General features: G+C 53.5%; 6 protein-coding genes and 4 pseudogenes. 3 read left to right on the forward strand and 7 right to left on the reverse strand.

Annotated elements, in window-relative coordinates; all coding sequences use genetic code 11:
• Together F8N44_RS31960 and F8N44_RS30430 are read right to left on the reverse strand one after the other, a co-directional pair.
• The coding region (locus F8N44_RS31960; RefSeq protein ID WP_224794843.1) for a hypothetical protein at positions 1 to 290 on the reverse strand (290 nt) is incomplete at its 3' end.
• 290 nt (positions 291 to 580) lie between these two features.
• Positions 581 to 1,641: pseudogene (locus F8N44_RS30430) on the reverse strand (IS30 family transposase).
• Between the two features lie 128 nt (positions 1,642 to 1,769).
• On the opposite strand from F8N44_RS30430, the pseudogene F8N44_RS30435 reads away from it, so the two are divergent.
• A pseudogene (locus F8N44_RS30435) lies at positions 1,770 to 2,078 on the forward strand (IS110 family transposase); the annotation flags it as partial.
• A gap of 1,565 nt (positions 2,079 to 3,643) precedes the next feature.
• Positions 3,644 to 4,624, forward strand: coding sequence for an IS5 family transposase (locus tag F8N44_RS30445; RefSeq protein ID WP_150652952.1), 981 nt, complete (start codon positions 3,644 to 3,646; stop codon positions 4,622 to 4,624).
• Positions 4,625 to 4,770: 146 nt separating this feature from the next.
• Here the strand turns inward: F8N44_RS30445 and F8N44_RS30450 are convergent, their stop codons facing one another.
• Positions 4,771 to 7,035 (reverse strand): hypothetical protein, encoded by a 2,265-nt coding sequence (locus F8N44_RS30450; protein WP_150652953.1) that lies wholly within the window; start codon positions 7,033 to 7,035, stop codon positions 4,771 to 4,773.
• Between the two features lie 314 nt (positions 7,036 to 7,349).
• On the opposite strand from F8N44_RS30450, the pseudogene F8N44_RS30455 reads away from it, so the two are divergent.
• A pseudogene (locus F8N44_RS30455) lies at positions 7,350 to 7,571 on the forward strand (transposase); the annotation flags it as partial.
• Positions 7,572 to 7,644: 73 nt separating this feature from the next.
• Here the strand turns inward: F8N44_RS30455 and F8N44_RS32355 are convergent.
• The 4 genes and pseudogenes from F8N44_RS32355 to F8N44_RS31505 form a co-directional block, all read right to left on the reverse strand.
• Positions 7,645 to 8,031 carry an inovirus-type Gp2 protein gene (locus tag F8N44_RS32355; RefSeq protein WP_150652954.1) on the reverse strand — a complete coding sequence of 129 codons (387 nt, stop codon included), beginning with the start codon at positions 8,029 to 8,031 and terminating at the stop codon, positions 7,645 to 7,647.
• 62 nt (positions 8,032 to 8,093) lie between these two features.
• Entirely contained in the window at positions 8,094 to 8,891 is a 798-nt protein-coding gene (locus F8N44_RS32360) for a hypothetical protein (protein WP_412071584.1), read from the reverse strand.
• Positions 8,888 to 9,046, reverse strand: a complete 159-nt coding sequence (locus F8N44_RS32365) for a hypothetical protein (protein ID WP_412071585.1) — start codon at positions 9,044 to 9,046, stop codon at positions 8,888 to 8,890. Before F8N44_RS32365 ends, F8N44_RS32360 begins: the two co-directional genes overlap by 4 nt.
• A 125-nt stretch (positions 9,047 to 9,171) precedes the next feature.
• Positions 9,172 to 9,925 (reverse strand): annotated as a pseudogene (locus F8N44_RS31505) (hypothetical protein); the annotation flags it as partial.

Consider the following 9,925-nt stretch of genomic DNA (forward strand, 5'->3'; position numbering starts at 1 on the left):
GTACTCAGCTGGCCTGGAGGACCAGAATTTGCAAGAGTTCCATTGAAGGAATTGTCATTATCATAAGGGCAGCACATTACATTTATAAATCTGTTGCTATCGTACTGCTTAGTGAGGCTATTTGCCAACGCTGGCACGCCTGTAGAGACATCAACCACAGCCAAGTAGTTAGAATCCCTATTACGCCCCGGCGTTACAATATAGAATGACTCCTGCGTTATAGATGCTGCAATACTGCTTGCAAATTGAAAATCAGAAGAGAGCTGGATAGGCTTAGAGATTATTGACATAGTATTACCTCTTGATTTCCCATTACGCCTAGACATTAAGCTACTAGGAGTTATTGTGGCCTGGTTGCATCTCTGATAAAACAACATTTCGACGCAGGGGTGACGCCATCCTCATCTCAAATTATTAGTCCATATGTTCCACGGCAAGACTTTGTCCGAGCATACCTTGTGCAGGACGTAAGCCAGAGAGCCCAAATCTTTGGCATTCGAAAGTGAGTATCAGGCAACTGAACTAAATTAACCCGTTCAAATTAAGTAAGGAGGGCGGCCTCAGGTTCCAAGTGCAACAGTCAGTTAATAGTATCGAGCTTGTTGCTCGCTGATAGCTGAAGGTAATCAACCAGTACTTCGACCGGAAATTTCCAACCCAGTGTCTGGCGTGGCCGAGTGTTCAGTAAGTCGGCAATTTCGTCCAGCCGTTCCTGGGTGAGCAGCGAGAGATCAGTGCCTTTGGGCAAATACTGGCGCAGCAAGCCATTGGTATTTTCATTACTGCCGCGTTGCCATGGGCTGTGCGGATCTGCAAACTAAATCTTCATGCCGGTGTGGGCCGTGATTTCGGCGTGACGGGCCATTTCACTGCCTTGGTCATGCGTCATGGTTTTCAGCAGTGATGGCGCCATCCGCGACATATCTCGGATAATGGCTTGAGCAGCTGCATCGGCAGTCGGTGCGTCGAGTTTTGCCAAAATCACGTAACGGCTGGTGCGCTCAACCATCGTGGCGACAGCGGAGCGGTTGTTGGCCCCGATAATCAGGTCGCTTTCCAGTGCCCAGGAACAAGGCGATCTTCGACCTCCGGTGGACGCAGGTGAATGCTGAGTTCCGCAGGGTAGCGCTCTCGACGTGTGGCACTCTGGGTTCGCGGGCGGCGCTTGCCCTTACCTTGGCGCAAGTAGCTGATGAGCTGGCGCTTCAGCTCCCCTCGCGGATAGGCATAAATAGCCAGGTAGATGGTTTCGTGACTCACATGTCGCTCGGGGTGGTCGGGCCAGATACTGCGTAGTCTGCTGGCAATTTGCTGGGGTGACCAGCCAATGCGCAACATTTCCATGACCACTTGGAACAGCTCAGAGCCAGAGCACAAGCGAGACTGGCGGCGCGGTTTGTGACGTAGCACTCGTGCCCTGCTGGCGGCGTGAGCCGAATCGTATTGCCCCAGTTGGCTGTGCCGCCTGATCTCACGACTGATGGTGCTGGGATGACGCCTGAGTAAAACCGCGATAGCTCGCAGAGTAAGTTGTTGAGGCTGCATCACCATGATGGCGACCCGCTCCTCAGTGCTGAGATGTGTGTACTTCGTTGGTGAACGAGCCCCATGAAAGACAGGACACCGTTTCCCCCTTAACATAAGGGATAGGCAAACGACTGTGTATATGACTAATAGAAACGATAAGGGTGGGGAGCTAATGAGATGGTCACCCCGCACCCTGTGGGGGCTATGCTTTCGCAGGGTGCTTTAATTCGGAGACTATCACCATGAGCGATTTGGCATTGGTCGGTATCGACCTCGGCAAACACACCTTCCATCTGCACGGCCAGGACAAATCCGGTCGAGAGCTGTTTCGCAAGAAGCTTTCACGACAGCAGATGATGCGGTTCTTCGCCAACCTATCCGCTTGCACCGTGGTGATGGAAGCCTGCGCTGGTTCGCATTTCGTAGCGCGCGAGCTGACAGCCATGGGCCATCAAGCCAAGATGATTTCCCCGCTGTTTGTTAAACCTTTCGTGAAGGGCAACAAAAACGATTTCGTCGATGCCGAAGCGATCTGTGAAGCCGCGCAACGAACCATCAGCCTCTTTTAGAACGTCTGGCCCGTTGGTGTTCTCCAGCTTGCGGTAATGACCGTCACCGCTAGCGGTCACTTCCGTGCCATGCTGCAGAAAGCCAATCACCTTGCCCTGGTGCGCTTGGTTACGCACGTTCAAGCCTTGCTGCCCAGAATGGTCTGGGTGTACGTCTGTCACCGTCGCCTTGACCCGACGAGTCGTGCCCTCGGGCCAGAATGCGGGCCGAGCAATAGCCGCGTCATCGTGATACACCGCCCAATCCTGCAAGTGCATGTACAGACTGTAGAAAGTCAGGCTGGGCGGCACGTCCGGGCTGCCCTCAATCTTCGGTGGTTGAAGACGGTGGCGTACCAGCACGAAATTACATGAGAAGGGCTTTTGCACGGTCCCTGTCTCGATGAAATAGGTCGTCTTCGGCGAATGCTCGTCGATGCGGTAAGCCACCACCTCACCATCGGCCAAGCAATGCACGCTGGATTGATCCAGGACACCAGCAGTACCGCTGTCGAAATGCACGCCGCCACGGCATAGACCATTGATGCCTATTGGATAGAAGCCCGCCTTCGCTTTGGCTAATTGAGTCAACTGTAACAGCGGGTTATTCGTATCCTTAAAGGGATGGCTCCAGCTCTTCACCGGTTGCAGGCCGTCATCTACCGGTTGCGCAGGTGCAGACAGGGGAGCCGAATCGGGGTTTGGTGTCGGTGGGAGCGGAGTGTCCGACGCTTCAAACCGAGCGCTCTGCTCGCTGGAACCCCGTCCAAATAGCCAGGTGTACAAGTTACCCATGCGATATGTTATTCCTTGAAAGGGCGCGACCAGAGAAGGCCGCAAACCCCAGAGACGCGGCGCGATGTCCGGCCTGTTGTTGTAAAAGTGACCTCGAAATGCCCCTACCTGACGATGAAGTCGCTCGTCGAGTCTGGCTCGGTGATGACCTGTTTTGGGGGGCTAGATGTCCGCTTGAGGGTCAATCCCGGCCAGCACGCGGTAAGACCAACCTCATGTATTGGCGGTTTAATTGACCTGATGCGGTTTCAGCACCTGGGTAGTACTGGGTGATAAGTGCTATTGCTTTACCACTATCGCGAAATTGCCTGGGCGGAACACCTCGCCACGTCTCATATATTTAATCTCTGCGTCTCACGGCGTGATCGCTTAACGAACGAATTCTCTGAATCACTGCGTCGAACTTTCAGCATGAGTCCAGCCTGGCGATCAGTAACGGTTGCACCAGTTAAGCGGCAAGCAAGGGGTTGGTTAACACGGAAAACACGTTATTAACTTAGGTATCCAGCAGACGGCGATTAGTGCGGTGGCAACCACTTGTGTGGTAACCAGTCAACCTTCTCTCAACACCGACTGCCTCCACAGCCATGCTGGCCATCGCCATAGTGTTTAGTCGCGGCTTTGCACAGATAACTGGACCGACGAAAGAACTCATCGTGACCGAGGTAGTCTTGCCGAGTTAGGTGGACCGTGGCTTCTCTAGGGAAACTCTGAAAAAGACTTCCATCTCTGGTGAAATACTAGCCTCCCACGAACTGAACGGCTGAGCCCCGATGAAACAGATGTCCTTCGCCGATGCCGAGTACGCCCGCAAACGTAAGCAGACCCGCCGCGAGCGCTTCCTGATCGAGATGGATCAGGTCGTGCCATGGAAGGGTTTGATTGCCTTGATCGAGCCGCATTATCCGAAGGGCGACGGTGGTCGTCCGGCGTATCCGTTGATGGCCATGCTGCGGGTTCATCTGATGCAGAACTGGTTCGGCTACAGCGATCCGGCGATGGAAGAAGCACTTTACGAGACGACGATTCTGCGCCAGTTTTCGGGTCTGCATCTGGATCGGATTCCTGACGAAACCACGATCCTTAACTTCCAGCGCCTGTTGGAAAAACATGAGTTGGCCGGCGGGATTTTGCAGGTCATCAACGGCTATCTGGGCGACCGTGGTTTGATGCTGCGCCAAGATACGGTGGTCGATGCGACGATCATTCATGCGCCAAGTTCGACCAAGAACAAGGACGGTAAGCGCGACGCCGAAATGCACCAGACGAAGAAAGGAAATCAGTATTTCTTCGGGATGAAAGCGCACATCGGCGTTGATGCCGAATCCGGCTTAGTGCATAGCCTGGTGGGCACGGCGGCCAATGTGGCAGATGTCACGCAGGTCGATAAGCTGCTGCACGGCGACGAAAACGTGGTCTGTGCCGATGCCGGTTATACCGGAGTGGAGAAACGCCCTGAGCATGAAGGTCGCCAGGTCATCTGGCAGATTGCCGCCCGGCGCAGTACCTACCAGAAACTGGGTAAGCGCAGCGTCCTGTACAAAGCCAAGCGCAAGATCGAAAAAGCCAAGGCGCAGGCAAGGGCGAAGGTCGAGCACCCGTTTCGGGTGATCAAGCGCCAGTTCGGTTATGCAAAGACGCGCTTCCGTGGCTTGGCCAAGAACACGGCACAGCTGGTGACGCTGTTTGCGCTGTCGAATCTGTGGATGGCCCGCCGACATTTACTGAGCCATGCAGGAGAGGTGCGCCTGTAATGTGGGGAATAGCCGCCGCGAGGTGCTCGCAGCGGCTAAAAAGACAGGAATGAGTGAGTGATCTGAGCATTTTGGATCGACTCGCCACTTTCAAAATCGGCGGTGGCCGAAGTCAGCCAGAAACACATGGCTACTTCAGACCATCCCTAGCATTTGTAAGTATGAAACTTCCCCCCCCCCTGATCCACTATCACAACATTCATGATCTTCTCATTCATAGAGAGGGCGACATAATTATTTTGAGGATACCCAAAATTAAGCGATATCGACCCCGTGCATTCATTGATGATCGTCCATTTTCCAGCCTGGGGCATATCAACAAAAAACGCGCCATTTCCGTACCCCACAAAACGAAAAATTGCGAGCTGAGCCTGGTACTCGCCTAGCATAACGTTATCACTGATGCCACTAACATCATAAAGGAACTCACCTCGCGCTGCTCTCTGCAAAGCCTGACCGGTCACCAACTCCTGCCTCTCCAGCACATAGTCGCTCCTCCCCTGATGGTTGACAAGCCTAGCGAGACCCGTAAACTGCGGACCCGCCAGCGGCGCATACACAGCCTTGACATTCATTGGCGTCACAGCCGTCGTGTTGTCGGTACCATCCTGTGTTTGTTTCAGAGTCGCCAGCTTGACGCTGCCATCGGCAGCCTTGGTCACAACATCTACATAAGCTCTGCTCACCAACTCCTGGGCGACAGGCGGGATTTTCGTCTGGTCATTGGTGATCATGACCCTACCATTGGCAGCCACTCGCAAGCGCTCCACAGGAGGGTTAGCCGAGGTATCTGAACGAGTCGCAACAATGAAGTCAGCCTTTGTGCTACCACCTGGGTCCGTTTCAACACCGCCAATGGCGACCGGCGGATTCTTTGCACTGCTGTTGTTATATCCAAACCCTATTAATCGATAACTGTTGGCGTTGTACTCGGACCCACCTACCTGCAGGTAGATTGAACTCTGATCCAAAGTTTTGGGCGCCACCGTGTGATAGCTGCCGTCAACCGTCATCGCGAGAAGCACTTTCGCTCCCGCCTGCGGCTCTATAATCGTCGTGCAACCACTGAGCTTTGGGCTCGCCAGTGGTGCATACACAGCCTTGACATCCATTGGCGTTACAGCCGTTGTGTTGTCAGTACCATCCTGTGTTTGTTTCAAAGTCGCCAGCTTGACGCCGCCAGCAGCAGCCTTGGTCACTACATCTACATAGGCCCTGGTCACCAACTCCTGGGCGACAGGCGGGATCTTCGTCTGGTCATTAGTGATCGTCGCAGTACCCGTGAAGGCCGGGCTTAGTACCGGTGGCGTAACAAGGTAGGTATGAGTCCCCTCCGCCCCTTTGTTCACCACGATTATATCTACGCGCTGGCCATCATAGATCGGCAGCTCGGGGTGGTCGGATGCCGAATACTGAAAGTAAAGTGGTTTTCCCCCTGAGCAATCATTGATGATTGTCCACCGACCCACGGCCCCCATTCGGACATAGGAAGGCCCACCTTGTAACCCCGTAAAACGCATGATCGGACAACGAACCTGGTCAGCTGTCAGACTGAGAGTGACACCACCGTTAGTTGGCGTGACGACCGCAATAGTCGTCATGCCTTGTATTGATTGGCTCAACAACGCCGCAGTTACCAACTCTTTCGGGGCCACCTTATAACCGCTAGCCGCTTGATCGCGGTCAAGCGTAACGACACCCGAAAACTCAGGACTCGCCAGCGGCGCATACACGGCTTTGATATCTTTGGCGGTCGCAGCTTTGGAAACATCCTGACCAGCCTTGACCTCGGCTGCACTTGCCAGTGGCACAACACCCGCGACCGCTGTCGTTGCTGCGGCAACCGATAGTTTTCCATCGTTGGCAATACTGACGTTAGTGCCTTGCTTCACCCCGCCCAAGAGGGTTGCAGTAGCGATCGGCAAGCTGTACGGCGTCCCGCCCGCAGCACTCACGCTCAGCTTACCCTCCGGCGTGATCGCCAATCCGCTGCCAACTGTCACACAACCCAGTTGATCCGGCGCCGCAATCGGGTACGCCATGAAGGTAAAGTCACGCGTACCGCTAACCTCTGGGTCACTCGACAATGACGCAACCAAAACCACATGAACCACAGGGTTTGCGCTCATACCATAGAACGTCACATCGGCAAAGCCGTCCTTCGTCACTGGTCTCGTTGTCGTCGTAAAAGCTGGGTCTTTACCATCAAAAGAAGCCGCACCTATGAGTTCAAATGTGATGAAGTCATTGGCGTGGTATTCGTATTTACCAGTGATAGCCGCCCGAGCGCTGTCATACGAAATGCTGATACCGGATGGTTGAAAATCGCGGCCATTCAACGAACTAATCTCAATCCCCTGATTCAGATCACTCTGCTGCGCTTCCAATTGAGTACTGTTGTGTTTCGCCATTTTATTGTTCTCCGAACGTCTGAATTCTGTTTTTGGGCAGAACGGCCATACCCGATGAATAAAGGTGTCGAAAGAGCAAGCCTAGCCTTGGCGCTCCACGTAACCTCAAACCACTCTATATTGATGATTTCGTACTAAAAACTGAACCTGACTATCGCTCAATCACTCAGGCGCAACTCGTCACTGCATCTCATATATTTACCCCTGACGTCTCACGATGGGATCGCCAAGCACGAGACGTCTGGCATAAAATGAATCGCCCCGGGTTTCGTAGACACCTCCATGCCTTAAACTGAGGCCAATCAGGAGGTGCCATGAGCAACCCACGTTATCCCGAAGAATTCAAAATCCAAGCGGTCAATCAAGTGACCGAAAAGAAGCTGCCTGTCGCTGATGTGGCGGCGCGTCTTGGCGTGTCGACGCATAGCCTCTATGCCTGGATAAAGCGCTACAGCAAACTTCAGGCAGAACGGCAGCAAGACGATGATCAGCACGCTGAACTGCGTCGTCTGCGAGCCGAACTCAAGCGGGTCACCATCGACGGCTGGTATCGACGGGGCAGAGCACGGCACTCCCCCCGTTCGATCATGGAGCCCTATACAGGGCTCATTACCCCCTACTGCAACCAAACGCACGGCATCGCTTACCGTAATCCTTGGTCTCAGCCTTGCCGAGGTAACTCACCCGATGGAAGTATCGATCCATCTCCCCCGAATCATCCTGAGAGAGGTGGAATGTAGCGTTTGCAGGAATATGCACTAAGCCATCAGCCTCCTCGAACGAAATCTTCAACGCGCTCGCCCAGGCAGCCTGAATACGGCTGTAGAGATTCTCCCTTTCTGATTGAAAACGTCCCACGGTGTGGTACGCATCCCGATTGAGTAACAGCACAAAGTGGTAGTGTGGCCGACCTTTCTGTCCAATCTCCCTGACCCTGATCGAGATCTTGTTTTGTGGGGATGCATACAGGTTGCCGACCCATGCAGGTACATTCATTTCCCAATCTTTTGATTTCTCGTAGGAAAAACGGGAATTTCTCAGGGGAGGGGCACCCCAATTTATACGTTGGCGTTAAGGATACTGTTAGGGGTAAAGGCAAAGTCATAGCCGGTGTCGAGCCAGTTTTGTAATCCGCCATTATCTAGGCTGTGCACCAGTGCGCCGGCGGACGGATCAATTTTGCCGGTCGCCTTGACCATGGCGCCGTCCAGTAGGTTTTGGTTGGTGTTGTAAAGAAAGAGCGTGTTGTGACTGGTTTTCTGAATGTAAGCTGTATGCACGATGTCACCGCCTGCGCGCCTATCCATAAAGTTGATAATGCCTGACTCGGTGATCCTCTCCGGCTCGAATACGCTTTGCGTATTGCCGGGAGTGATCCCCATGAGTTCTTTATAGCGAAGCGTGTAATTCGAGCCGGTGCCCCTGTGTTTCATACTGCTGAGTACCGCATTGCGGGTCTTGAGGGGTAGAGCGTTGTCGGCCTGCCCCTCAAGTAACGATTTCTCGTAGCAGATTTGTGCAGGGCTACCCAGTTTTACATGGAGTGCCTGCACATTCTTGCGCAGCGTTTCCTTTGGGGTGATGGCGTGTTGGCCTTTGCTTACTGCTTGCAAATCAATTGCCTTGCTGCCAGTCTGTGCTGCTTCCTGGGCAGCGATCAAGCCCCCCTCTCTTGCCAACAACACGCCGGTCTCCGCCGCCGACGCCAAGCCCTCGGTAAGCAAGTCAGCGGCCAACATCCCCGCGGTTATGATCGCTCCGAAAATGCCAAAATGTCCGGTTGGGTCCGTATTGTTAATCGGGTCTCCCTCACAATACGCATACGGATTAATCCCGCCCAGGCCAAACGGGCTCATGCTGTCCGGTGATGTAAAGCGCCTAACGCTGGGCTGTACAAGCGGTAGCCATTGCCCAGATGATAACCACCCAGCACCGGGTCGATACGTTCCCCATTAAAGCCCAGGACGCTGCTTAAGTAGTCGGCAGCCCGTTGTTCCAGTTCGTCTTCCATTGGGTGAACCTCTTACTTTGGTGCAATCGCTGACAACGGGTAAAGGGCGGGAAGGACTGACCATTGTAAAGCACAGGATTTGCAGCGCTCCCTGCGCCGTGCTGTGAGTCCTTGTTCCTGCTTATTTATTGACTAAATCGGTGCCCCACAGCCCCAAAAAAAGGGCCAAAGAGGTCATTGCCCTCAGGATCAGCGTGTTGTGCGGGGGGAGTTGGTTGTGGTGCGCGCGTGCGCTCCGCGGTATGCCTTTCAATCACATTATGGTTATTGTTACTGTCAAACCGCGGCCTCACCCGAGTATCGGACTTTTTGTTAATAATATCTGGTGCAGCATCGAAATAACCGGTTACCGAAGCGATGAAGCCAAGCCCAGTACTTGCCTTTTCAAGCTGAGTGTCAACCTTGTGCCTGCTTGGGTCGCCCGTAAGACCGTCAGCCACCACTTCCATATCTTCACTGACTACCGCAGATGTATAGGACACCACTTTATTGGTGAGTTTTATTACACCTCTGGCTGTTCGAGGCCGTTTTTTTTCATTTTTACGGTCAACTCCTTTTTTATGGTCAACTCCTTCTTTATGGTCAACTCCTTCGATAGCCAACCCCGTCGCCGTATTGGTAATGCTGCCGACAATTGATATCCCATCTAATATTTTATGGGTTGTAGGGTGCCCACTGATCGATTGACTGGCAATCTCGGTGCCTATTCCTACGACACCGGATATGGCGTGTACAACAGCTAAAGACTCTCCTCCGGAGGCTACGGCAGCGGCGACATCGAATGCAGTATCGATGCCTTCGACAATATCCCCAAAAATTGCCCCTAGGCGCACATGCCCTGTCGGGTCGGTATGATTAATCGGGTCCCCCTCACAATAG

The organism is Pseudomonas fluorescens, from assembly GCF_902497745.1.
Classification (GTDB): domain Bacteria; phylum Pseudomonadota; class Gammaproteobacteria; order Pseudomonadales; family Pseudomonadaceae; genus Aquipseudomonas; species Aquipseudomonas fluorescens_BM.

Coding starts and splice junctions, on each gene's coding strand:
- F8N44_RS30445 (WP_150652952.1), top strand. CDS start 3,644: ATGAAACAGATGTCCTTCGCCGATGCCGAGTACGCCCGCAAACGTAAG.
- F8N44_RS30450 (WP_150652953.1), bottom strand. CDS start 7,035: ATGGCGAAACACAACAGTACTCAATTGGAAGCGCAGCAGAGTGATCTG.
- F8N44_RS32355 (WP_150652954.1), bottom strand. CDS start 8,031: ATGAATGTACCTGCATGGGTCGGCAACCTGTATGCATCCCCACAAAAC.
- F8N44_RS32360 (WP_412071584.1), bottom strand. CDS start 8,891: ATGAGCCCGTTTGGCCTGGGCGGGATTAATCCGTATGCGTATTGTGAG.
- F8N44_RS32365 (WP_412071585.1), bottom strand. CDS start 9,046: ATGGAAGACGAACTGGAACAACGGGCTGCCGACTACTTAAGCAGCGTC.